The organism is Prosthecobacter sp., from assembly GCF_044226605.1.
Lineage (GTDB): Bacteria > Verrucomicrobiota > Verrucomicrobiia > Verrucomicrobiales > Verrucomicrobiaceae > Prosthecobacter.
Genome location: NZ_JBGAGS010000012.1, coordinates 131968 through 155484 on the forward strand (window position 1 = coordinate 131968; position 23517 = coordinate 155484).

17 protein-coding genes are annotated in these 23517 nt (G+C 59.9%); 5 read left to right on the forward strand and 12 right to left on the reverse strand.

Translation table 11 applies throughout. From position 1 onward, the window contains the following. Positions 1–80: 80 nt before the first annotated feature. Positions 81–620 carry an ATP-dependent Clp protease proteolytic subunit gene (locus ACILSO_RS17950; RefSeq protein WP_395738820.1) on the reverse strand — a complete coding sequence of 180 codons (540 nt, stop codon included), beginning with the start codon at positions 618–620 and terminating at the stop codon, positions 81–83. 317 nt (positions 621–937) lie between these two features. Between ACILSO_RS17950 and ACILSO_RS17955 the strand changes: the two genes are divergently transcribed. Beyond that, positions 938–1456 (forward strand): hypothetical protein, encoded by a 519-nt coding sequence (locus tag ACILSO_RS17955; protein WP_395738821.1) that lies wholly within the window; start codon positions 938–940, stop codon positions 1454–1456. Positions 1457–1579: 123 nt separating this feature from the next. Here ACILSO_RS17955 and ACILSO_RS17960 read toward each other — a convergent pair whose 3' ends face one another. From ACILSO_RS17960 to ACILSO_RS17970, 3 genes are all read right to left on the reverse strand, one after another. Continuing rightward, on the reverse strand, positions 1580–2383 hold the full coding sequence (locus ACILSO_RS17960) for a DUF2314 domain-containing protein (protein WP_395738822.1): 804 nt from the start codon (positions 2381–2383) through the stop codon (positions 1580–1582). A 99-nt stretch (positions 2384–2482) separates the two neighbouring features. Beyond that, a complete protein-coding gene (locus tag ACILSO_RS17965; RefSeq protein WP_395738823.1) occupies positions 2483–2935 on the reverse strand; it encodes a hypothetical protein in 453 nt (150 codons plus the stop codon). Positions 2936–2983: 48 nt separating this feature from the next. Continuing rightward, entirely contained in the window at positions 2984–4066 is a 1083-nt protein-coding gene (locus ACILSO_RS17970) for an SPFH domain-containing protein (protein WP_395738824.1), read from the reverse strand. A 387-nt stretch (positions 4067–4453) separates the two neighbouring features. Between ACILSO_RS17970 and ACILSO_RS17975 the strand changes: the two genes are divergently transcribed. The 3 genes from ACILSO_RS17975 to rpoN all read left to right on the forward strand — a co-directional run bounded on the left by ACILSO_RS17975 (position 4454) and on the right by rpoN (position 9165). Next, positions 4454–6421 carry a phospho-sugar mutase gene (locus ACILSO_RS17975; RefSeq protein ID WP_395738825.1) on the forward strand — a complete coding sequence of 656 codons (1968 nt, stop codon included), beginning with the start codon at positions 4454–4456 and terminating at the stop codon, positions 6419–6421. A 155-nt stretch (positions 6422–6576) separates the two neighbouring features. Next, the gene (locus ACILSO_RS17980; protein ID WP_395738826.1) at positions 6577–7578 is read left to right on the forward strand and encodes a hypothetical protein; all 1002 of its coding nucleotides are present in this window, start codon (positions 6577–6579) and stop codon (positions 7576–7578) included. A gap of 168 nt (positions 7579–7746) precedes the next feature. Continuing rightward, entirely contained in the window at positions 7747–9165 is a 1419-nt protein-coding gene (rpoN, locus tag ACILSO_RS17985) for an RNA polymerase factor sigma-54 (protein ID WP_395738827.1), read from the forward strand. 165 nt (positions 9166–9330) lie between these two features. On the opposite strand, the gene ACILSO_RS17990 is transcribed toward rpoN, so the two are convergent. Both ACILSO_RS17990 and ACILSO_RS17995 read right to left on the reverse strand, forming a co-directional pair. Beyond that, positions 9331–9891, reverse strand: coding sequence for a hypothetical protein (locus ACILSO_RS17990; protein ID WP_395738828.1), 561 nt, complete (start codon positions 9889–9891; stop codon positions 9331–9333). A gap of 127 nt (positions 9892–10018) precedes the next feature. Further along, positions 10019–11155 (reverse strand): M20 family metallopeptidase, encoded by a 1137-nt coding sequence (locus ACILSO_RS17995; protein WP_395738829.1) that lies wholly within the window; start codon positions 11153–11155, stop codon positions 10019–10021. A 68-nt stretch (positions 11156–11223) separates the two neighbouring features. Here ACILSO_RS17995 and ACILSO_RS18000 point away from each other — a divergent pair, with 68 nt between their 5' ends. After that, entirely contained in the window at positions 11224–14031 is a 2808-nt protein-coding gene (locus ACILSO_RS18000) for a PSD1 and planctomycete cytochrome C domain-containing protein (RefSeq protein WP_395738830.1), read from the forward strand. 69 nt (positions 14032–14100) lie between these two features. Here ACILSO_RS18000 and ACILSO_RS18005 read toward each other — a convergent pair whose 3' ends face one another. The 6 genes from ACILSO_RS18005 to ACILSO_RS18030 form a co-directional block, all read right to left on the reverse strand. Beyond that, the gene (locus tag ACILSO_RS18005; RefSeq protein ID WP_395738831.1) at positions 14101–16194 is read right to left on the reverse strand and encodes an exo-alpha-sialidase; all 2094 of its coding nucleotides are present in this window, start codon (positions 16192–16194) and stop codon (positions 14101–14103) included. A gap of 64 nt (positions 16195–16258) precedes the next feature. Then, positions 16259–18292 carry an FAD-dependent oxidoreductase gene (locus ACILSO_RS18010; RefSeq protein WP_395738832.1) on the reverse strand — a complete coding sequence of 678 codons (2034 nt, stop codon included), beginning with the start codon at positions 18290–18292 and terminating at the stop codon, positions 16259–16261. Continuing rightward, entirely contained in the window at positions 18289–19104 is an 816-nt protein-coding gene (locus ACILSO_RS18015; RefSeq protein ID WP_395738833.1) for a glycerophosphodiester phosphodiesterase, read from the reverse strand. Before ACILSO_RS18015 ends, ACILSO_RS18010 begins: the two co-directional genes overlap by 4 nt. Positions 19105–19109: 5 nt before the next feature. Next, positions 19110–20045, reverse strand: coding sequence for a glycerophosphodiester phosphodiesterase family protein (locus tag ACILSO_RS18020; protein WP_395738834.1), 936 nt, complete (start codon positions 20043–20045; stop codon positions 19110–19112). Then, positions 20042–22291, reverse strand: a complete 2250-nt coding sequence (locus ACILSO_RS18025; RefSeq protein WP_395738835.1) for an FAD-dependent oxidoreductase — start codon at positions 22289–22291, stop codon at positions 20042–20044. The genes ACILSO_RS18020 and ACILSO_RS18025 overlap by 4 nt, the downstream gene beginning before the upstream one ends. Continuing rightward, on the reverse strand, positions 22288–23490 hold the full coding sequence (locus tag ACILSO_RS18030; RefSeq protein WP_395738836.1) for an exo-alpha-sialidase: 1203 nt from the start codon (positions 23488–23490) through the stop codon (positions 22288–22290). The genes ACILSO_RS18025 and ACILSO_RS18030 overlap by 4 nt, the downstream gene beginning before the upstream one ends. Positions 23491–23517 lie beyond the last annotated feature (27 nt).

Here is a 23517-nt window from a genome sequence, read left to right on the forward strand (position 1 = left end):
CGGTTTCCAGTTTCCACGGTTTCCACCCAAAGCACACGCCGTTGGAAACCGGTCAAAACTTGCGGGACCGCATGCTCTCTTCAAAGAGGCCTGTCAGAAACTTTGTCTGCCAGAGAGAATTCCACGGCCTCTGCCACAGTAAAAGAGCGGCCATGGAGCAAAGCGGAGTTCACCTCCCTCTCGGACAACACCGTTTTGGAGGCGAGCAGGATTGCCAGCCTGGCATTGAGTTTTCTCGCATGCTCCGCTGTTTCACCCTCAAGACTGCCGAATTGAGTCGGCTCGATGGCCAGCCAGGAGTCAGGCTGAATGCTGCGATGCCCGGGCTCTCCAGCGGCGAGCAGCCACAGGGCACAACCGCTGACCAGCGAGAGTCCGTGCGTGTGCACTGGCGCTTCCAGAAACTCGATCGTGTCGTGGATCGCCAGGCATGCCGTCACCTGCCCGCCGGGTGAGTTGATGAAGAGCGTGACCGGAGCCTTCGAATCCCGCATTTGCAGGAACAGCAGCTTGGAGATGGAGACACTGGCGTTCTCATCGTCGATCATTCCTGAGACCATGATCTCTCGCCGATCCAGCATCTGGCGTTCGGCATCTGAAATCGATGGAGTACTTTTCATCAAAAGGCGCGGCGGGGATGTTGGCAGAACCATGGCTGCCCGCCGTTCTTCACCCCATCTCCAACCACGGTCAACCAGCGCGCGGAGGAAGTTTGTCGTGAGGCGGCGCAGTTGCGTGGTTTCCAGTTTCCTCCCCTTGCCGATGGGGCGGGAAACTGGAAACCAAGCCCCGCCCAAGCCACTAACACCTCATTTCGGTGGCCCATCCGGGCCCCCGGCTGGCCCTGATCGCAGCATCAGGTCAAGACTGACGGGACACTTTGAGACGCTCACGGCATGCACCAGAAACGATGACTGCACGAACAACACCATAAACCATGAGCACTGACATCAGCACACTCGCCTACGACAAGCATTCCCAAGCCGCCAAAGACCTCGCTCAAGAGGCTGCCGGAAACGCCCGTGACGCTGCCCAGCAGGCCGGCTACGCCGCCAAGGATCTGGCCCAGCACACGGCTGCCGCCGCTCAGAACGGGCTCGCCGCAGCCAAGGATGCGGCACAAAACGGCCTTGCCGCAGCCAAGGACGCCACCCAGCACGGTTATGCCGCCGTCAAAGATGCCGCGCAGCACGCCGGGCAGGCCGCGAAGGAACTCTACTCCACGGCCGCGAGCCGCGCGGAGGATGTCTACCACTCCGCCGCCCACCGTGCCGAAGACCTCTACAAGAGCGCCGCCGCACGTGCCGAAGAAACCCTGGACCAGTCGAAAAAATACGTGCGTGAAAACCCAGTTCCGAGCGTCCTTGGAGCATTCGCCCTCGGCCTCACTCTGGGTGCGCTGCTGGGCCTGACTCATCACCATGAGCCGACCCTGCGTGAGCGTCTCCGCTGGTAATAAGTCGCTGTGCTCTCACCAAGGTGGTGAGAAGTGGTGCCCGATTTGATCGGGCACCACTTTCGTTTCTGTGTAACTGTTCCGGAATTGTCTCAAGGCGTGGCTGCGTCCCTCACGCCTGACTCAAGGAATTGAATCCGCCACCTCTGACCAGCCCACCTTTTTGGCCAGCTCTGCAGCCGTGTATCCGGATGGGGTGCGTGCGGCGGGATCGGCTCCGTAACGTAAGAGGAGGGTTACAATGCCCAGGTTCCCGGCCAGAGCCTCATGGTGGAGCATGGTCCATCCTTGGTCATCGATGAAACTGGCCAGGCTTGGATCGGCCTTCAACTGGGCCTCCACTTTGGGAAGCATGTTCACGCACATCGGATGGTCGCTAAACGACGCAGATGCCTGCGGAGAAGCTTTGCCAAACAATCCGGCAAACAGGCCCTTTTTTGCTTTTGGCTGCCGGTGAATTTCGATCTGAATGTCGGAAGGATCGCCAAAGTCCAGGCCCCAGGCCTGATCATGCTGTGCACGTGCGCTGCGATCCATCCTCGCTCGCATGAGATTGACCGTATGCCCGCCGTAGGCTCGGCCACCAGCCGTCATCATCCAGTCCGTGATGCTGGAGAAAGGAACGCTCACCGCCTGCCCCTTTCGAACAGAAGTCAGCCATTTGGGAGCATTCAAGAGCGTCCCGGTAATGGAGTCTCCATCAAACATGACGTCGCCCACCCACATGTGCTCATGCTCCGAGTTACCGTCCGTCCTGGGGCCGTCTGTGAACGGCACCTTCACCATGGCCATGTCCAGACCGGGCACGATGCGCCGCTGCTCCCACGCCAGCTCCCTCCAGAAGTAACGAAAGGTCTCCCGTGCAGACCGGTACGCTTTTTGCATCTCCGGGTCTTCGGCATCAAACATGAAAATGGTTTCGCTCATGGTGCAGGGTGGGTGGTTCGAACACGGAACTTGTCGAAGCCCATGCAAATGGACATTGCAAGCGCAGCATGCAAATGAATGGCAGGTTGAAATTAGCGCTCAGCGCCCGCCATAGCGAACGTTTGGCATCTTCGTCAAAAACACCATGCGGCCACGGTGCGTAGGTATTTCCGAAACAGTAATCTCACCTCGTCGCAGGCGCCCTCCGTCTTGTGCTCCAAACTGCCTTGGCTGATTTCGTGCAAACATCTGCATCTCAGGTAACGAATCCCAGTAACCACTCACCACGCCATCCAGATAGCACTGAGCTATGCCAGCGTCCGTGTGCACAGCCCGAATCGCAGCAAGCAAGGCGGGACGGTCGAACGGGAATCGCCAGCATCTCCAAACTCTCTGGACTTCAAAATACAAAAGCAGGAACGGCAAGACCAACAGGCCGCCCATAAAGTGGAAGATGCTGGCTATCAGCTTAACGCGATAGCGCATCCCCCGCGTTTTTGCACACGAACCGCAGAAACCACCGTTGGTGCTCGCGGTGATTTCCAAAATCATCGCGGAGCACTTTCGGCATTTCACACGAGGGGTCATGGGCCCGCTCGGTTACTTCGCGAGAAACTCATCCAGCGCCGCTTTGGTGATGCGGTACTGCGTGCCGATCTTCTTGGCTTTGATGTCGCCGGCTTCGATGCTGGCAAGGACGTCTGCCTCAGCGACACCGAGGGTCTGCGCCACTTGCGCGGGGGTGAGGATGTCTGGGGAAGCAGCCGCTCCGGGCACGGGCGGCGGGGCGGAGGCGCCGGGCAGCGGGGGAGGCGTGGTGCCTTGATTGGGATTGAAGACGCCCTGGGCCATCATGTTTTGCGCCATGCCAAAACCCATGGCGATCTCCGCGGCAGATCCGGCCGGGCCGCCGCCGCCTTTGGCCATGCCTTCGGCCATCTGAAACTTAACGTAGTCGTTGAGATTGCCGATGGCGCTCATGCTGCTGCGTTTGTCGATGGCGGCCTCGACTTCCGGCGGCACGCTGGCGTTTTCCAGGATGAAACTGGTGATCTCGATTCCGTACTTGCCCTGGGTGGTGGGATTGATAATGGGGAGCAGCGCTTCGCCGAGCTCGGAGTAGCGGGTGGCGAGGTCAAGCACAGGCACCTTGGCGGAGGCGAGCGCATCGGTGAACACGCTGACGATGCGGCTGCGCATCGTGTCGGCAAATTCATCCAGGCGGAACTGGTTGTCCGTGCCTGCGACTTCCTTGAGGAAAAGCTTGGGCTCGGAGATTTTGAAATCAAAGGTGCCAAAGGCGCGCACGCGGACGATGCCAAAGTCCGCATCGCGCATCATGATGGGATTGCTGGTGCCCCATTTGTTCCCCGTGAAGAGGCGGGTGGTGACATAATAGACGTCCGCCTTGAAAGGAGACTCAAAGCCGTACTTCCAGCCTTTGAGCGTGGAGAGGATGGGGATGTTCTCCGTGTTCAGCGTGTGCTTGCCGGGGCCGAAGGTGTCGCCGAATTCGCCGAGGTAAACAAACTGCGCCACCTGGGACTCGCGCACGATGAGCTGCGCCCCGCGCTTGATTTCTTTGTCCTCGTCCGGAAAGCGCCAGGAGAGCGTGTCGCGCGAGTCGTCATTCCACTGGATGATTTCCAGAAACTGTCCTTTGAGGTAATCCATCAGGCCCATGATCGTAGAGGAGGTGAGAGGGTTGTGTGTGTGCGTTGGCTGGGAACGAGGACGAGTTTAGAGAGAGGCTTTGGTTTTGGCGAGTGCAATTCTGTGTGTGCGTTTGTAAAGCACTCCCAGTGCCTCGGGCACGCGGGCCACCGCGCCCGCAGCAGGTCGTGTGCGCATGACGTGGGCTTTCTCCTGGACGTTTGACGCAAGCATGTCCGGCCGTATCGGGGCGTGTTGTTGCGAGACCAAAACCGAGGCGGAGCAGGTTCTTGCTTGCGGAGGTGCTGCGGCTTCGGAGAGCCGCGCTCCGAGGGGGGAATAAAGCTAGCCTCACCCGCCACTGAGCGCTTTGCCGTTTGATTCCTTAAAGGTCCGGTTCAGATTGATATTTCATCTATGTCCCTTGCCGACCAACTCCAAGCCGCCGCCGCCTCCGGGCAGCTCCTCGCCGCCAGCCATGACAATATCCGCGCTCTGCTCGCCGCCAGCGACAGCCCGCTGTACCGCGCCAGCATTGAGGAACTGGCCACCGCCGGCCAGTGGGATGAGCTGAACGACCGCTTCTTCCAGGCGCTGAAATTTGGCACTGGCGGCCTGCGCGGACGCACGGTGGGCCGCAATGTGACCAAGGCCGAACGCGGCAGCGCCCCCGAGGACCAGCGCCCGGAGCACCCCTGCGTGGGCACGAATGCGATGAACTTTTACAACGTGAGCCGCGCCACCCGCGGGCTGGTGACGTACATCAAAAACTATCGTGCCAATGCCAAGCTCTCCGGCAAGCCGAGCATCGTCTTTGCGCATGACACGCGGCATTTCTCTTCGGAGTTCGCCAAGTTCTGCGCCAAGATCGCCACGGACCACGGCGCAAACGTGTACCTTTTTGACTATTGCCGTGCCACGCCGGAGATGTCCTTTGCCGTGCGCCAGCTCCGCGCGGACGCGGGCGTGATGCTGACTGCCTCCCACAACCCGCCGCATGACAACGGCTACAAGGTGAACTTCAATGACGGTGCCGGCATCGTGGAGCCGCATGCCACCGGAATCATCAAGGAGGTGAACGCCATCAAGGGAGAAGACTACGAAGCACTGCCCGAGGCCCAGCGCGGCAAGATCACCACCCTCGGAGACGACATGGACCAGAAATATCTGGCCCGTGTGGAAACGATGATGCTGCAGCCCGAGCTGCTGCAAAAAGAGGAGGCTAAGAAACTCAAAATTGTCTTCACCGCGCTGCATGGCACCGGTGGCGTACTCGTGCCCGTGCTGCTGAAAAAGCTCGGCTTCAATTTCCTCACCGTGCCCGAGCAGGACGTGCGGGACGGTCGTTTCCCCACTGTGAAGTCGCCGAATCCGGAGAACGCCTCCGCCCTGAAAATGGCGGTGGATCTGGCCAACAAGGAAGGCGCGGACATCATCATCGGCACCGATCCGGACTGCGACCGCATGGGCGTGGGCGTGCGGAATTCCAAGGGCGAGATGGTGCTGCTGACCGGCAATCAGGTGGGCTCCCTCATGGCCTGGTATCGTACGAAGACGATGTTTGAACTCGGCATCCTCACCCCTGAAAACAAGAGCCGCGCCGTGCTGCTGAAGACCTTTGTCACGAGCCCGTTGCAGGACGCCATCGCCGCAAAGTTTGGCGTGGGCTGCGTGAACACGCTCACCGGTTTCAAGTGGATCAGCTCCAAGCTGGCCAAATACGAGGCCGCGCTGCCTGCGGACATCCAGGCCCGCTACCGCGACCTCAACAATGTGGAGAGCCGCAATGCACGCCTGAAGCACAGCAAGTTCCTGATCTTCGGCGGAGAAGAAAGCTACGGCTACATGGGCGATGACTTCAGCCGCGACAAAGATGGCAACGGTGCCGTGGTCATGTTTGCCGAACTCGCCGCCTACGCCGCCAGCCTGGGCCTCACCGTGGCCGGTTTGCTGGACCAGGTGTACTGCGAGGTCGGTTACTTCCTGGAGCGCAATGAAAGCAAGGTCTTTGAAGGAGCCACCGGTGCCGCGCAGATCGCCAAGCTGGCAGACAGCTACGGCAGCAATCCGCCGAAGGAGGTGGATGGCTCCGCCGTGGTCAACGTTCGCGACTTCCGCAAGGATGAGATCAAGGACGAAGAAGGCGATGTCGTCCTGAAGGAAAAAATGCTCTTCGTGGATTTGGCCGATGGCCGCAGCTTTGCGGTACGCCCCTCCGGCACCGAGCCGAAGATCAAGTACTACATGTTTGGCCGCAGCGTCCCCGCCGCGGGCAAGACTCTAAGCGCCGAGGAACTCTCTGCCGCCAAGACCAAGGTGTCCGACGGCCTGGCCTCCATGTGGGCCTGGCTGGATAAGGACATCGACGCCCGTCTCGCGGAGTAAGCCCGCGTAACGTTCAATCTTTTCCGAGGCATTTTGGCGATGCGGCTGAACAAACTTCAGCCGCATTCGTCTATCCAGCTGCGATGTCATTTCGGAAGGCGCAAAGCCACAAATGGGGCTTGAAGTTGCCTCGAATATAAGAACTATTAACTACTATGAACAATCGATCCACTCACAGAGGGCTGGTCAGCTCCATCGGATTGGGCTTCTGTGCTGTCACCGTGCTGGCTTCGACGGCCACGGCGCAGCAGCAGCGCTACTATCCGCAGCCTCAGGGTGGCTATCCGCAGCAGCCCTACGCCCAGCCTGCCAATCCCTACGCCCAGCAGCAGCCGCAGGGTTATGCCTATCCGCAGCCGCCTTCTCAGTATGAGAACCCGATCCAGTTTCTGCCCAAATTTGGTCAGCGCATGAGCGAGATGGTGCGCCGCCTGTTTTATGGGAAAGACCCCACGGGGTACGATTATCCACCGCAGGGTGGTTATGGCCAGGGTGGCTACAGCCTGGATGCCAGCCCGCGCCAGCAGGGAGCGCCAAACTACAACTACCCGCAGGCGCCTGCTTATCCGCAGCAGTCCGCACCTGCCTACCCTCAGCAGCTTCCCCCAGGCTACACACAGCCGCCGCAGCAACAGCCCGGCTACCAGTATCCGCCACAGCAGCAGCCCCAGTCGCAGAACCAGCCACGCTACAGCTATCCCCCGCAGCAACAGCAGCAGCAGTCGACGATGCCTCCTCAGCAGCCGTCCACATCGTCCCGCACCAAAAGCACGCCTCCTGCGTCCACCAAATCTTCCAGCAGCAGCAGCAAGCGCACCTACCTTCCGCCCAAGGTGAATGTGGATGACTCGCCTCCCCCCACCAAGACCACCAGCAAGCCACCGGCTCCGGTGACCCCGAAAAAAGAAACGCCTCAGAACACCCCTCCCCCGCCCTCGACGACCACTCGGCGCTCTGAGACGACTTCCAAGGACTTTCCAGCCACCACCTCGTCTTCCAGCGGCTCCTCCGGCTCCTTCTTGAAAGGCAAGAAAACGTCCAAGCCCGGGCGCGTGATCAGCCCTTACCCGCCCTACAAGGAGCTGGACATCACCGGACTCGAAAGCGGCTCGCTGGCGCTGGACCCCACCACCCAAAAGGTTTTCGAGGTGCCTTGAGATAAACTTAAGACATCCCAAGGTCCCATCAGAAATCCCGGAACTCCCGGGATTTCTGCTTTTATGCCAGCAGGGCTTCTTTTGCCGAAATTCAAAATAAACGAGCCGCTGGCCCGATGTTTGCTTGCGTAGACATTGGGGCAGCGCTTGGCTGTCCTCCAACCATTCATGGCCGACCACGGACTCCAGCAGTTACAGACTCAAAAGCTCGCCATCGGGCCGCAGATGCAACAGAGTTTGCAGATTCTGCAGGCCCCCACGCTAGAGTTGAGGCAGATCATTCAGCAGGAAATCGAGATCAATCCCGTGCTGGAGCTCGAAGCACCTGAAACTTCCATTCAGGACGCCATTCCCGACGATCCGGACGACCGCAGCGTGGATGACAGCGACATCGACGCCCTGACCCAGATGGACGACGAGTGGCGGGAATACTGGCAGCAAAGCCGGCAGCAGACCGCCACCCACCGCAGCGATGACCAGGAGCGCTGGCAGTTTCTCATGGACTCCATCGTGGCGCCCACCACGCTGCAGGAGCATCTGCTGTCCCAGCTTCACACCTCGGACGCGAAAGAGAGCCTGGCCCCGCATGTGGAGTTCCTCATTGGAAATCTGGACGACCGCGGATTTCTCAACACGCGCATCGACGATCTGAGCCTTCAGCACGGCATTCCCATCGACGTCCTCATCAGCGCCAAAAAACTGCTGCAGAGCTTTGATCCCGTAGGCGTGGGTTCGGAAGACCTGCGCGAGTGCCTGCTGGTGCAGCTGGATCGCCTGGGCAAGAAACAGAGCCTCGCCTGGCGTCTGGTGGATCAATACATCGACGACCTCGCCAACAAGCGATATCCCATCCTGGCCCGCAAGCTCGGTGTGCCGCTCGAGCAGATCTCACGTGCCGCCGACTTCATCAGCACGCTCGATCCCCGGCCTGCGCAGCGCTTCGCGGTCTCGTCCAACAACTACGTCACTCCAGATGTCGTCGTGGAGCGTCAAGGCCGCGACTGGGTGGCGGTGATGACCAATGATGATCTGCCACACCTGCGCATCAGCAACACGTACAAGGACCTGCTCAGCCAGCCCGGAAACAACGGTGAAGTGCGCAACTATGTGCGGGACAAGATCCGCAGCGGCAAGTTCCTCATCCGCTCCATCCATCAGCGCCAGCAGACGATCCATCGCATCGCCACGCAGATCCTAAAATACCAGCGCGAGTTTTTGGAAAAGGGCACCAATTTCCTCCGCCCGCTGAACATGGCCACCGTGGCCGATGAAGTAGGCGTGCATGAGACGACCGTGAGCCGCGCCATCGCCGGCAAATACATCGCCACTCCGCATGGCGTGTTCGACATGAAGTTCTTTTTCTCCCACGGCGTGAAGACCGAGTCCGGCGATGACTTGAGCAACACCAGCGTCAAAAACGCCATTGCCGACCTCATCAAAAACGAGCCCAAGCACAAGCCCCTCAGCGACGACAAGCTCGCCAAGCTGCTGGATGGCCAGGGCATCAAGGTGGCACGCCGCACGGTGGCGAAATACCGCGAAGCCCTTGGTATCCTGCCCAGCCATCTGCGGAAGTCATTTTCGTGAAGTACGATGGACACTCTTGTCCGTCGATCAACGCTCACGCAAACACCCGGTCGCCTGACAGCCTGAGAATAGTCTCCACCCAAGTGAGAGCGGCTTATGACTTGCCCCGGATGGCGGAAACCAGCTAAAGAGACATCCCTCCGGCAAAAACCGAACCGCTAAACCTTACTTTGCCGGAGAGATGATTTCGTCGAGCCACAGCCCGAAAGCGTCTGCACCGGTCTCCCCATAGCTGTCCGAAAAATGAATCACGCGCCCATCCCGGACAATACGGATGTCGATACCTATGGCGCCAAAACCACCGATGGGATGCCCCATCGTCTTAAAAATTCGGGACATCTCCTTTTCCCGCTCCTCCTGCGTGGAAAGAGACGCCAGGTGCTCTTGAATATCTTCCGACGCAACCGCAGCCTGGTAATGCTTCAAGATGGCTGCACAGAACTTTTCTCTCGTGAAAGAGGTCGCAGACTGCACAGGCCCCTCAGTCTTGTCATTGGGACCACCTTTGCCACGATCATTCCATGTAGAGACAGTCAATACACCTTTGTCCGACCGAACGCGAACTCCGCGCCACATCGGAGCCACGCACCCCTGATCAATCATCATGGTGACAGTCACGGACTCCCAGGCAGCCGCAAGCTCTGAGGCCAGATCCTTCGATCTGTCTGCAGCCCACGAATTCACCGTGAAGACCAGCACGATTAAAAGGATTGGCGCAACTTTCATGACTCTATTGGTTTAGATCACTAAGCACGAGCTGAACGGAGAGAGGCATTTCTCTCACAACTTGCACCCCAATAGCAAACCATATTTGCCCGGAGAACCGCAATGAATATCTCCATATCTCGCCCCCTCACACAAACCGCCGCGCGATCTCCGTGTAAACCGCCAGCGCTTTTTCCACCTCCGCGCATTCCACGTACTCCACCGCGGCATGCGCCTGGTCGATGCTCCCCGGGCCAAACAAAATCGTTGGGATGCCCATGCGTGAGAACTTGCTCGCATCGCTTCCAAAGGGCACGCCGCACACTTCGTCATCGCGCTCCATTTCGCGCAGCACCTCACGCGCCAGCTTGACGATCGGCGCACTCGCGTCCGTCTGGAACGGCCAGTCCTGCAGCATCGGCTCGTCCATCTCCGCCAGCACGTCCGGGTGCTGCTTCATGAGTGCATCCAGCAGCACCTGATAACGCGCCAGCACCTGAGGCACCTCCTCGCCGGGCAGCAGGCGGCGGTCGATCTCGATCACCGCCTCGTCCGGCACAAAGTTTACCTGCACCCCCCCATGGATCACGCCCACATTGCAGGTGCCCGGCCCCAGCAGCGGGTGCCTCGTATGCTGCATGCGCTCATGGTCCTCATTCAGTGCCAGAACCACGCGCGAGATCGCGGTGATGGCATTGATGCCGAGGTGCGGCTTGGAGCTGTGCGCCGCCTTCCCCTTCGTGCGAATGCGCCAGCGCAGCACGCCCTTGCTGGCAATCACGCATTTAAACTCTGTCGGCTCCGCCACCACGGCGGCGTCCGCCTTCAGTCCTTCGCAGAGTTTGACGACCCCGCGGAAGGAAAACTCCTCGTCCACCACCGCAGCAAGCCAGATTTCACAGGGAGGCGGCTCGCCGCTGGCGTGAATGTCTGCCACGGCATGCATCATGGCGGCCAGCCCCGCCTTGTCGTCCACCGAGCCACGGCCGTGCATTTTTCCATCACTCACCACAGGATCAAAAGGATCAATCGTCATCCCCTTGATGGAAACGGTGTCCATGTGGGCCTCAAACACGATGCGCCTTGAGGAATCGCGCCCTGGCACTCGGGCGATGACATTGTTGCGCCCCGGAAACACCTCCTGCTCCAAGGTTTCAATGCCACGCTGCTCAAAGAACTGCCGCACATACGCCGCCGCCGCCGCCTCACCCGGCCCGCCTTCATAGGAACTGTTCACACTGTTGATACGGACGAGTTCGGCCAGGGTTTGAAGGACGGGAGACATGCCTCAGCCTAGCCGGGGGCGCACCTTCGGCAAGAAGGGCCGCTTTCTGGCCGTACTTTTGCTGTCCTATGAAGCCCTCTTTTTCCATCGCTCTCGCCTTTACGCTGCTCGCCAGCAGTGCCGTGGCCGGCGCGCCTGCGAACGATGCCAGGATCGCATTCTTTGAGAAGACCATCCGCCCCATTTTGGTCAAGCGCTGCTACGAGTGCCACTCCGTCGAGGCGGGCAAGAGCAAGGGGGGCCTGCTCATCGACTCGCGGGATGCCATTCTCAAAGGGGGCGACAGCGGCCCCGCCCTCGTCGCGGGCAATCCCGACAAGAGCCACATCATTGAATCCGTCCGCTACCAGAATCAGGATCTGCAAATGCCGCCCAAGGGCGCCATGCCCGCCGCCGAGGTGAAGGCGCTGGAGGAGTGGATCAAAATGGGTGCGCCAGATCCGCGCGATGCCGTCATTTCCGGCAAGCCCAGCGCGCCGCGCATTATCGATCTCAGAGAGGGCGCGAAGCACTGGGCCTTCCGTCCCATCGTGCCACCCGAAGTGCCGAAGGTGAATGCGAACAATCCCATCGACGCCTTCATCACGACCAAGCTGGCCGAAAAGGGGCTCACCTTCGCGGCACCGACGGACAAACGCACCCTCATACGCCGCGCCACCTTTGACCTCACCGGCCTGCCGCCCAGCCTGCAGGAGGTGGACGCCTTTCTCGCAGACAATTCGCCGGACGCCTTTGCCAAGGTGGTGGACCGCCTGCTGCGCTCGCCGCAGTATGGGGAGAAATGGGGCCGGCACTGGCTGGACGTGGCACGCTACTCCGACTCGAACGGCCTGGATGAAAACATCGCCTTGGGAACAGCCTGGCGTTACCGCGATTACGTGGTGCAGGCCATCAATGCGGACAAGCCTTTCGACCAGTTTATCACAGAGCAGATCGCCGGTGACTTGCTCGATGCGAAAGACCTCGCCACGCGCAAGGAGCACGTGACCGCCACCGCTTTTCTGAATCTCGGCGCCAAGGTCCTCGCGGAGCCGGACAAGGAAAAGCTCACCATGGACGTGGTGGATGAGCAGATCGACGTGATGGGCCGGGCCTTCATGGGACTGACGCTCGGCTGCGTGCGCTGCCATGATCACAAATTTGATCCCATTCCGCAGGACGACTACTACGCGCTGGCCGCCATCTTCAAGAGCACGCAGAGCTTCAGCGTGGACCGCATCGGCGCGCTGAGCACGGCGTATGAAGCCCCGATGGGATCTCTCGAAGACTTCGCCGCAGTCAAATCTTCCGAACGAATCCTCAAAGATCAGCGTGCCGCCGTTTCCAAGGCTGAAGCCGCTGCCATAGCCGAACTGCGCAAAGAAGTGCGCGAGCATGCCGTGGACTACCTTATGGCCGCCGCCGCGCTGCCAGAAACACCCGTGATGAGCCAGGTGCAGCCCGTTGCCAAAGCCCATGGCCTGCGCGCCCACGTGCTGCTGAACTGCCGCGTCTACCTCGCCGCAAATGAAAACCTGCCCTTGTTCAGGCCCTGGCAGGACGCCGTGGAAAAACGCGCCGATGCCTCCCCCCTGCGCGATTACTACACGGCCATCTTTGCGGCTGCAGAAAAAATTGCTCCTGTGCCCAAAGCCAAAGCCAGGGCAAAAGGAAAAGCGGAGACCGCAGATGCAAACGAAGACTCCCTTTTGCATCAGGCACGTGCAGCTCTGGACGCACCCGCAGGCTTCCTCGCCCTGCCGCCCGAACCCATCATTCTCTTCCCGAAGGACGTGGCGGAAAAGGTGCGCAGCCTCAAGGACACCATGATGACCACGGAGAGCAATCTCCCCGACCTTCCCACCACCCTCGCTGTTTCCGAAGCGCCGAAGATTCTCAACGAACTGCCCATCCACATCCGGGGCAGTCATCTTTCCCTGGGCAAACCCGTGGCACGCGGCTTCATCCAGGTGGCGCAGGCATCTCTCAAAACCAAGCCTCAGTTCCCCGCGCGTCAGAGCGGCCGTCTTGAGCTCGCACGCTGGCTCGCCAGTCCGGAACATCCGCTCACCTCGCGTGTCATTGCCAACCGCGTCTGGTCCTGGCATTTCGCGCAGGGCATAGTCTCCTCCACGGACAACTTCGGCCTCCTGGGCCAGAAACCTTCCCATCCTGAACTGCTGGACTGGCTCGCACACTGGTTCACCAGCAACGGATGGAGCCTCAAGGACATGCACCGCCTGATCATGAGTTCGCGCACCTACCAGCAAAGCTCCGAGGCGCCTGCCGCAGCTGCGCTGAGCGATCCTGAAAACCGCCTGCTGAACCACTTCCCTGTGAGACGTCTTGAAGCGGAAGAAATCCGTGATGCTCTCCTCAATGTCGCAGGCAGCCTCGACAACACCATCGGCGGGAAAACCATTCCGCGGCGCAACCGCGAATTTGTCTTCAATCATACCTCCAAGGACTTCACGAGCTATGGCAGCACACGGCGTGCGCTCTACATGCCGATCATTCGCAACAATCTGTACGATCTCTTCCAGCAGTTCGACTACCCGGATCCCTCCACCAGCACCGGCCTGCGCAACAGCACCGTCGTCTCTCCTCAGGCCCTCTTGCTGATGAACAGTGACCTCGCAGAAGACGCCGCTGAAGCATTCACCGCCCGCCTCTTCAAACTCTCGGCAGACAAGGAAGCCCGGCTGCGCGCGGCCTATCGCCTCGCCTTCGCCAGGGAGGCCACTGCCGAAGAAATCCGCCGTGCGAAAAACTACCTGACCGCCACGGATGCCGCCCTCAACTCCAGCCAGCAGGACTCCACCAAGCGTGAGCGGCAGGCCTGGGCCCTCCTCTGCCAGGCGCTCATGATGAGCAACGAGTTCATCTACCTGCGCTAGTGCAGCCTCCATCCCGCTCTGTCGAACTGGGCATGGCGGCAGCGGGAGGCAACGCCAGCAAAGCCTGCTTCAATTCATGCCCATGTCCTTGAAAAACGCGTCCATCTTTTTGAGCGTCTCGGCATACAGGGCCGCATCTTTGAACATGTAGGTGTGGATCGCGTCTTTCGGTGCCACAAGCTCGATCCGGTTGCCGGCCTTGTGCATCGCCTCGGCAAAAATCTGCGCACCTTTGAAGGGAGTCGTGGCATCGCCCGTGCCATGAAACAACAGCGTGGGAGGCAGGCCTGCATGCACCTGATGTGCCGGAGAGAGCTCCTGCCAGCGCTCGCCGATTTTCGCATTGCCATAGCCTTCCAGCGAGGTGTCAATCACCGGCGAAAACAGCACCAGCGCGTCGGGATGGCACGAGACATCAAGATTTTCATCCGCATGATCCACGCCATCAAACATCGCCGTAGCCGCAGCCAGATGGCCGCCCGCGGAAGCCCCGTTGGCAATGATCTTGTGCGGATCAATCCCCAGCTCCGCCGCATGAGCACGCAGGTAGCGCAGCGCCGCCCGCGCATCCTTCACACACTCAAACACCGTCACCGCTGTCTTCGCCTTGTAGAGCCGGTATTCCACACTGACGGCCACCATGCCGAGCCTGGCGCAATGATTCGTAAAAGCGTACATGGAGCCGGGAGAGCCGCTCGTCCAGCCGCCGCCATGAATGGCAGCAAAGCAGGCTCGTTTGTCGCCCGGCTTCAATCCCGCAGGATTGAAGAATTCTAGATGCAATTCCAGGTCGCCAACTTTCTTATAGACCACCCGCCGCGCAGGTTTCATTCCCCGTGTCAGCTGTGCGGTGTAAATGGGAGGTTTGGCAGCCGCCGCCAATTTGCCGAGCTGGGCCTTGGTGGGCAGCTTCCCGAACGAATCTTCAGGAATCGTCAGGTGCAGCACCTGCTGCCAGCGGTGCGGCATGAAGAGGTGCATGACGCCATTCTCGGTAAAGGCGTCCAGGTAGGAGCACTGCGAGTTGAACCCTGAGACCGCATGCACGGGCGCAACCGCATTCGCGAGCACGAAGCGCGGCTCGCTCCACGTGTGGCCTTCATCCGTGGAGAGGGAAGCCCAGACTTCGCTGCGCATCTTCATGAGCTCGGCTTTGTCGCTCAGCTCGCCATTCCCGGTGACGGGAACTTTGTTGTGGTGAAAGGCCACGAGCGTTTTGCCGTCTGACATCGGGAACAGCATCGGCGGCGCATCAGGATGCACGAGGGTGCTCGGTGCGGGTTGTGTCCACGTTTTGCCGTCATCCCGGCTCCAGGCGGTGAAGAGATGTCCCTGCGGCGTGCGTGACATGAAGAGCACGCGGCCGCCGCCGAGATTCAGCGGACGGCCTTCATCCATCCGATCGAATCCTTCCGCGATCCAACCATTCGGGCGTGCCCCTGGAAGCACCGTCCAAGTCCTGCCCTGATCCTCGCTGCGCAGGAGATACTGCTGAGTGGTGAAAGGCTTTACCGACCAGTCGGCGAGGTGCGAGCCAAGGAGCCAGGTGCCAGCGTCGGTCTCCGTCATGCGCATGACGGACATGCCTTTGAAGTTGGGATCGTTCACCGGCGAAAGGAGATTCACCTCGGACCAGGTGTGACCGTCGTCATCGGAAGTGCGCCAGCCGATGGGCGCATTTTCACGCTGTCCATTTTCCCAGGTCCATTTGCCAGGGACAGGCTGAGTTCCAAATGCATAAATGCGCCGGGTGCCGCGGGGGATCAGCGGAATGAAACCATGCTGGCCGTAGGGGATGTCATAGGCCACGGCGGGAGCGCTCCAAGTTTTGCCATGATCGGCGGAGCGGCAGACCATCATGGAGTTGATCTTCTCGCCCTTGCTCTTCGCATAATGATCCCCCTCAGGAAACATCAGCAGGTAGTCGCCCTTGGGAGTGATGGTGGCGCGTGTTTCGAGAATTCGTGTCTGAGTGCGATGCACCACCTGCCCTTTCATCAAGGAGCTCAGGAGCAGGCCCGTTTCCGGATCGAGCACCAAGCCCTTGGGTGGCGACTTGGCACTCAAATCGATGCCATTGACCGTCACCGTCTCCATCAGAGGGAGAGGCTCAAGTGCATGGAGAGACGCCGAAACAAGGAGCAGCAGCACGAGTGCCTTCATGGTTGCAAACATGCACTCAAGACGGACCGCAGGAGCCGTTGTTGCTGGTCAAGCCATCTGACCACTATTTGGAGGCCAGCCGGACAAAGTTCCGCATGATGGCACGCACATTGTCTCCGCCGCAGGTGCGCCCGGCAGTGGCGCGCTCGCTCCAGTAAGCCTCGGAAGCCAGGACCTTGCGCTTCATGAGCACCTTCAGGGCCGCATCCCTGTCTTGTACAGAAGCATCGAAACGCTGCGCCATCTTGACTAGAAGAACCGCCACCTGTGCGCCGTCGCAGCTCTGTCCTTTTCGCGCATGCGCTGTCCAGTAGTCTCCCGCATCGATGATCTTCATGTCCACGAGTGTTTTGACATCGCCCAGGGACTGCTCATTGGGCGGTACGGCTGCGGCGGGCTGGCTCGCGGCTTTGGCCTTGCCTTCGAGGATCTGCTTCTCCGCCAGCAGACGCTCGCGCAGCGCAGCATAGGGCACACTTTGCACCGCGAGCTTTTGATCCACCGCAAGGCTGGCCGCAGCACCGGCTGCATGGCCCACCATCATGAACACAGGCTCCATGCGCACGGAGCCATAAGCAGCATGGGAGCAAGACAGGCAGCTCACCACGAGCAGATTGTCGCATTCAGCCCCCTTTGGCCGCAGAGAACGGTAGCTGATGGGAAATGCAGAGAAACCTCCCACAAAGAAGCCGCGCTCGCGGTGCAGCACACCCGCTTCGTCCACATACAGCGTGACGCCATGGGAATCGAGCGGATAGGACGCCAGCGCCACGCCATCCTCGGCATGCGGCCCGCCTTTGGCATCGTGTTCCGTGATAACATAGTCGCTGATCATGCGCCGCGCCTCGCGTACATAGATCTGATGCGGAAAATGGCCCGTGTCGGCAAACTCATCCTTGGGCAAACCCCAGCGCAGCATTTCATTGCGCACTTCGATGGGCAGACGCTCATCATGCCCAAGAAACCACAGCAGGCCGAGCGTGTAGTTTTTGTGCAGTTGGAAAAGCCTGTCGCGCGTGGCGTGATCGCCCTCCGGCCACCCGTAGCTGGCACCGAACATGTCGGTGCCAAACTCACTGCCGCAGTTGGAGTCGGTTTTGCGATTGGGCACGAGTTCAAAATTGATGCCGAGATCGCCGCCATTGCCACGCAGCCCCACGGCCGCATGCTTGCGCGGACCCGGCTTCACATTTTTCATGCTGGCGATGTGCCTGGCGAGAAGTTCGTAGTCGAGCGGGTTGTAACTGGCGGGCTTCTCAACAGGCACGCGGTTTTCTTCGACATCGGTAAGACAAACGCGAAAGTTGTAGGCCTGCACCCGGTGGTCTGCGCTGCCTTTGGGTGCGGGTGGTTTCGCCTCAACGCGTGGCAGCAGACCGCTGGATGGATCTCCTGCAAGGACGTAGGGACTGATTTTCGGAAAGGGAGCCGGCGTGAAAGGAAAGGTGCCGTTCAGAGTCTCGGCATACTGGGCGTTCGCTTCGCGTCCGACGATGTAGCGCACGGCTGCCTTCGCCATGAGGTCGCCTTCGTAGCTCGCGTCGATGAAGACTGTGGCGGCAAATTCACGCCCGCTCTCCATGCGGATGCTTTTGATCTTTGCTCCTTCTTTTTGCACGCCGTTTTTCAGATCGAGGCGCTCCCCCAGGACGACCTGCACGCCAGCCTCGCGCACCATGTCATCAAACACGGCCTTGGCAGCACGCGGCTCAAAGAGAAACTGCGCCTGGATCTCCTCCATGCGCGGGCCGTCAACGCCCCAGATTTTCGGCAGCCAGCCCAGGTAATCCTCCCGCTTCTGAAAGCGCCAGTTTTCGGGCTTCCGATAGAACTGATACACGCGCTGATAAAACTCCCGTGACAAACCGCCGATCGTTTCCGTGGAGCCGTTGTCCGTCATGCCAAGGCCGCCGCTGCTCATGCCGCCGAGGCGCTGTGTGGACTCAATGAGCACCGTCTTTTTGCCAAGACGCGCTGATTCAACTGCCGCGATCACACCACCCGATGTGCCACCATAGATGCAAACATCCGACGTTACCAGCTCTGCGGCAAAGGCAGGCAGGCTGAACAAAAAGAATAGAGCCAGGTGCGGTCTCATGGCTGCTGATCCAAAGGCGTGATGCCCAGCTCCTGCGCCACAGGCAGGGCCCTGGCGAGATCATTCACGAGCGGAAAATTCACCCCGGCATTCCACTGGCGGCGCAGTCCCTCGGGCGTTTCATCGTGGTAATAGTTCACGCGCACTCCGGCCGCATTAAGCAACTTTACTGCATCGGCGGGAACTTCGCCTTTGCCGAGCAGCTGGATGAACTGAGCCTTCATGGCGATGGTCTCCCGGGCATAAACCATGGACTCGCCCTGCCGCTCCATGTTGCAGATGAGAATGTCCGGCACCGCGGCACGCGCCGCCTTCGCAGCATCTGCGGTGGCGGCGAGGAAAGCTTGATGCATGCGCCCTGTCCGGGCGATGACTTTGGCACAGGCCTCACCCAGTGCGCCGCCCCCTTTGAGGTGGCAGTTGAGCCAGACGTTTTTAGGAAACACCGCCAGTGCTTCTTCAAAGGTGGGAATGCGTGTGCCAGCAAAGCGGGCGTCCAGTTTTGCACCTGCGTCCAGCGCCTTGATCTCTGCGAGCGTGAGGTCAGACACCCTGCCTTTGCCATTCGTGGTGCGGTCAACCGTGCTGTCGTGCATGAGAACGAGCGCGCCGTCTTTCGTGAACTGGATGTCAAACTCGATCATGTGCGCACCGAGCCGCACAGCCTCTTCCAACGCAGGCAGCGTATTCTCAGGATGCGTGCTCATGGCGCCGCGATGCGCACAAAGGCCCCGGACGGGCATGGCGAATTCTTCGGCATAGCCTGGAAAGGATGCGGTCAGTGTCAGCAGGGCGAAAATGAGATGCTTCATGGAGATTACTTCAGTTCAAAAAATGGCTGTTTCAGTGCAGTCACGTCGCTGTGGAGCATGGGGCCAAGAAGCACCGGAATATCGGTTTCGAAGATGTCAGCACCGAGGCTGAGAAAGCTGCGGTAGCCCTGCTCAAGCTCGCTGATCTCGGCGACTTCTCCCCGGAGCACTTTGAGATCGAGGTGGCGCGAGGTGCCCGCCATGCAGCAGGCTCCTTTGCCATGAATAAAATCATAAAGAGCCACATCCTCAGGCGGCGTGTGCCCGACGAAAGCGATCACATTCCGCCAGGGGATGCCAAGCTGGTCAAACTCTCTGGCCTTCGCCACGGTGGGAATCATCACTTCCATCACGATATTCGGATTGAGTTGATGGACCGCGGCCGCGTCTTTGAAACTGGAGACAATCAGCATCACATAAGCCTCGGCTTTGTGGCGTGCGACGATCTCCGCACGCTCAATGGCGCTCACATCTTTTTGATCGAGCACCAGGACGGTTTTACCGCGCGCCCATTCGATGACTTCGTCCAGCGTCGGCATCTGGTGGGGTGTGGCATTCCCCTCTGTGTCTTTCAGGCGCAGCTGCCTGAGTTCGACCAGGGAGAAATCCGTCACACGCCCGGTCCCTGTGGTGGTCCGCTCCAAAGTGGGATCGTGCAGCAAGACGACAGCGCCGTCCTTGCTGCGGCGCGGATCGATCTCCAGCATCGAGAAGGTATGCTGCAGCGTGTGCAGGAAAGTGGCGATGCAGTTCTCCGGAAAGCCTTTGGCAGGCCCGCCACGATGCGCGCTGACGAAGGGCAGATGCTGTCCTTTGAACTGCAGCACCGCCTGCAAATCCTGCGGGGTCCGCGGGCTGATGCGGTGCAGTCCAACCTCCTGCGCCTGCACCATCAGCGGCACTAGCAGAATCAAAGAAACTAACCAAGGCGGCATTTTCATGGCTGTTTTTTAGACTGGGCTTCTCCGAGCCAGATCCACCGCACGCCATCCACGGCGATGCGGCCATCAGTATCGGCATTGCGAAGTTCGAGAAAGGCGGACGTGCCTGCTTTGAAGTTAAATTCGCCCAGCGGCACCCAGTTGAAGGGCGTGGTCTCCTCGCGCTGATTCACGGAGAGCCTGGCAATGCCGTCCGCGTGCCTGATCGTCACCGGCGTATTGGTTGCCTGGGTTTTCGACGGCCGGAAGGCCAGGCAGACCTGATAGCGCCCTTCGCGTGGCAGCGTGGGTTGAAAATGGCCGCGGGCAGCCGCGACCTTGCCCCGCACGACTTGATCTCGATGGATGCCGGGACCGTAGAAGACATCCGAGCAGCGCAGCGGCAGGCCGGCGATGTAGTCGGGAAAGGTGCCGTTCCAGCGCCCGGCAAGATCCCCTTCAAAATCATCCAGCGTTACGTCCAGCGGTTCGGCAATGCCGACAGGCACTTCAGCGCTGAGCAGGCGACGACGCCCCAACGCATCGGTCACGAGCAGGCCGACCTCATGCTTCTTTTCAAGGTTGAACGCATGAACCACGCGCTCCCCCTCGGCGGCCACCATGCCATTGCCGCTGAAGTCCCACTGGATCTTTGTCAGAGCATCCTTATTGAGGCCGCTGGGAATGGCTTTGAAGATCACTCGCTCCCCAGGCTTCGGATGTGCAGGAGTCCAGGTCAGTTTGAGCTGTGGCTGATACCCTGCATCCAGCACCGCTCCCTGCTGAATGAGCCTTTCGCGCAGCTTTTTCGCATCCACCTTCTGCACGGGTTCTTTGTCCGCCAGCGCAATGCCTGCGGCAGTTCCGGCGGCCTGCCCAAGCATCATATAAACGGGCTCCATGCGCAGCGAGCAATAAGCCACGTGCGTGGCAGAGGCACACACAGGCACAAGGAGATTTTCAACATCGGGCGGCACGATGCTGCGATATGGGATGTCATAATTGTTCACCGCCACGTGACGCGTGTGCTCGGGGACCAGCCTGCCATTTTCACGCAGGTACTGCACCACATGGCAGTCGATGCCATAGCTGCCAGTGGCGATGCCATCGGGCTTCCAGCGGTCCTGCGTAAGATCGTTCTCCCGCAACACATACGCGCCGAGCATGCGGCGGCCTTCGCGCACATAGAGCTGGAAAGGCCAGTGGCCGTTGTCGGTGAATTCATCCTTCGGCAGCCCCCACGTGCGGGCTTCGTTGCGGAAAGCCTCCGGGAGTTCAGGGTCATTTTGAAAGTAATAAAGGCGGCTCATGAAGCCATCGCGGATGCGTGCAGCGATGCGCTCGCGCGTTTCCCAGCTGCCCTCCGCATAGCCCTCGCTGTTGCCCGCAGAGTCACCCCAGTTGGCATCATACTTGGCACCGGGGTGGGCTTTGTCGATCGTGGTGAAAAAATTGCCGAAACCCGTGGCCCTGCCTTCCTTGATGCGTTTGCCATCAGTCAGCATGAACGGCGTGGGATCGTAGTGCTCGGGCTTGGGGAACAGCACGCGGTTCGCGGTGTTTGAAGTGATGGAGACCCGGTAGTTGTAGGACTGCGTGCGGTGGTCGCCCTTGCCGATCTGTTCCTTGGGGCCCATGCTCACTCCGGCCAGCTGCTCGCCGTACTCACTGCGCCCTTCCCGCCCGATGCGATATGGCACCTTGGCCCCGGCCATCAGATCGCCCTCGTAGCTGGCATCAATGAAGACATCGCCAGTGAAGGTGAGCGTGGTATTCGCGGCCAGATCATCGACGATCAGCGCGGTGACACGATTGCCAGCCCGCGAGCGATCTGCATCGATCTGCGCTGCCTTGTAACGATGTTTTTTCCACACCTTGATGCGCGGCTGCTCGGCAATCATCTGCTCGAAGATGATCTCCGCCACATGCGGTTCGAAGGTGGCACCGTTGCGCGCAGCTTTGAGTTCTTTGGAATCCGCGCCGTATTTATCGGTGTAATATTTGACGATGCGTTTGAAAAAATCATCCGCCAGGCCGCCCACGGTTGCGCGGTCTCCCATGTCCGTGGCCACAAGGCCGCCGCTGACCATGCCGCCCACGTGCGCATTCATCTCCACCAGAGCCACTTCCCTCCCCTGCCGTGCGGCGGCGATGGCGGCCATGATTCCCGCAGGCGTCCCACCATAGACGACCACTTCGCGATGGACGGGCTCTCCAGCACGCGCGGTGCTGACGAGAAGCAGGAGTGAGAGGAGACGATGCATCATGGTTGGAGTGCTTTGCCGTTCGTGATCCATTCCAGATTAAAACGGGCAAAATGCAACTCATCCCAGTAGTGCGTGCTGCCTTTGTCTGCGCGCTCATAAATGAAGCCAATGGTTTTGTCATCCAGCACGACGATGTCCGAATAAGAGCCTGGATGCGGCCAGATGGTTCTGCCGGCGCTCCATGTTTCCCCTTCATCGCGGCTGAGGCGGATGGTGAGATTGTAGCGGCCATAAGGATGCTCCTTCTGACGAAACGGCGAGGCTGGACTGGAGAAAAGCAGCGTGTTCGCATCATACCGCTCCACCGCGCCATGACAGCGCGGCGTGATGAGTTCCTCCAGACGGTGCAGGCCGCCCCAGGTCACACCACCGTCTTTGCTGATGGCAGTAAGGTGGCGCAGATTGTCCGGAGAGTCTTCGCTGCTTTCGTTGCGTGAAATCACGCGGACATCGCCGTTGTTCAATTCAACGAACTGGCACTCGCTGGTGTGAATGCCGATGGTCCCGCCAAGCTTCCAGGTGGCTCCATGGTCGTCGCTGAAAAAGCAATGAGCGAAGCTCCGCAGCCGGCCATTTCCCGTGTCTTCACGGTGCCGCCCCGGAACGAGCAGCCGGCCGGACTTGAGCTGGATCATTGCATTGCCCGGCCCGCAGCCATAGCGCTGCACCCAGCCCTTTTCCCATTGCACAGCATGGCTTTTGGGATTGCCTCTCGGCTCTTCATCTTCGTCCTTCCCTTGGAGGGCCTGCCATTCCGGCTTGATGACCTGTTCATGAATGACCACCGGCCCTTGCCAGTTCAGGCCGTTGTCGGTGCTGGTAAGATATGCGTATTGCTTTTTGTCCTTCAGGAAGAAGAGCCAGAGTTTTTTTGTCTGGCGATCCAGTCCGACCGTGAGATCCGTGCAGACTCGATTTTCATCATCCAGGAGGGTGATTTCACCGCTCCAGGTTCTGCCCTTGTCTGTGCTGCGCTTCATCACGATGTCGTGATTGCCGATATCGCCAGGGCCGTCATTGCGCCGCTCGCAGATGACGAGGACGTCGCCATTCGGAGCCTGGATGATCGAGGGTATGCGGTAGTTTGGTTTGTTCTTCGGCGTGAACGCGAAGAGGGGTGTGGTTTCAAACAACGGCTCGGCGGCCGCATGCACGAGGCAAAGGGCAAACGCAAGCATGGCAGTGGCTGTCTGCATCATGATTTTATGAACGGCCTAAGACGATGA

Bases quoted from the DNA above. Each gene is read 5' to 3' on its own strand.
- ACILSO_RS17950 (WP_395738820.1), bottom strand. From the start codon at position 620: ATGAAAAGTACTCCATCGATTTCAGATGCCGAACGCCAGATGCTGGAT.
- ACILSO_RS17955 (WP_395738821.1), top strand. From the start codon at position 938: ATGAGCACTGACATCAGCACACTCGCCTACGACAAGCATTCCCAAGCC.
- ACILSO_RS17960 (WP_395738822.1), bottom strand. From the start codon at position 2,383: ATGAGCGAAACCATTTTCATGTTTGATGCCGAAGACCCGGAGATGCAA.
- ACILSO_RS17965 (WP_395738823.1), bottom strand. From the start codon at position 2,935: ATGATTTTGGAAATCACCGCGAGCACCAACGGTGGTTTCTGCGGTTCG.
- ACILSO_RS17970 (WP_395738824.1), bottom strand. From the start codon at position 4,066: ATGGGCCTGATGGATTACCTCAAAGGACAGTTTCTGGAAATCATCCAG.
- ACILSO_RS17975 (WP_395738825.1), top strand. From the start codon at position 4,454: ATGTCCCTTGCCGACCAACTCCAAGCCGCCGCCGCCTCCGGGCAGCTC.
- ACILSO_RS17980 (WP_395738826.1), top strand. From the start codon at position 6,577: ATGAACAATCGATCCACTCACAGAGGGCTGGTCAGCTCCATCGGATTG.
- rpoN (WP_395738827.1), top strand. From the start codon at position 7,747: ATGGCCGACCACGGACTCCAGCAGTTACAGACTCAAAAGCTCGCCATC.
- ACILSO_RS17990 (WP_395738828.1), bottom strand. From the start codon at position 9,891: ATGAAAGTTGCGCCAATCCTTTTAATCGTGCTGGTCTTCACGGTGAAT.
- ACILSO_RS17995 (WP_395738829.1), bottom strand. From the start codon at position 11,155: ATGTCTCCCGTCCTTCAAACCCTGGCCGAACTCGTCCGTATCAACAGT.
- ACILSO_RS18000 (WP_395738830.1), top strand. From the start codon at position 11,224: ATGAAGCCCTCTTTTTCCATCGCTCTCGCCTTTACGCTGCTCGCCAGC.
- ACILSO_RS18005 (WP_395738831.1), bottom strand. From the start codon at position 16,194: ATGAAGGCACTCGTGCTGCTGCTCCTTGTTTCGGCGTCTCTCCATGCA.
- ACILSO_RS18010 (WP_395738832.1), bottom strand. From the start codon at position 18,292: ATGAGACCGCACCTGGCTCTATTCTTTTTGTTCAGCCTGCCTGCCTTT.
- ACILSO_RS18015 (WP_395738833.1), bottom strand. From the start codon at position 19,104: ATGAAGCATCTCATTTTCGCCCTGCTGACACTGACCGCATCCTTTCCA.
- ACILSO_RS18020 (WP_395738834.1), bottom strand. From the start codon at position 20,045: ATGAAAATGCCGCCTTGGTTAGTTTCTTTGATTCTGCTAGTGCCGCTG.
- ACILSO_RS18025 (WP_395738835.1), bottom strand. From the start codon at position 22,291: ATGATGCATCGTCTCCTCTCACTCCTGCTTCTCGTCAGCACCGCGCGT.
- ACILSO_RS18030 (WP_395738836.1), bottom strand. From the start codon at position 23,490: ATGATGCAGACAGCCACTGCCATGCTTGCGTTTGCCCTTTGCCTCGTG.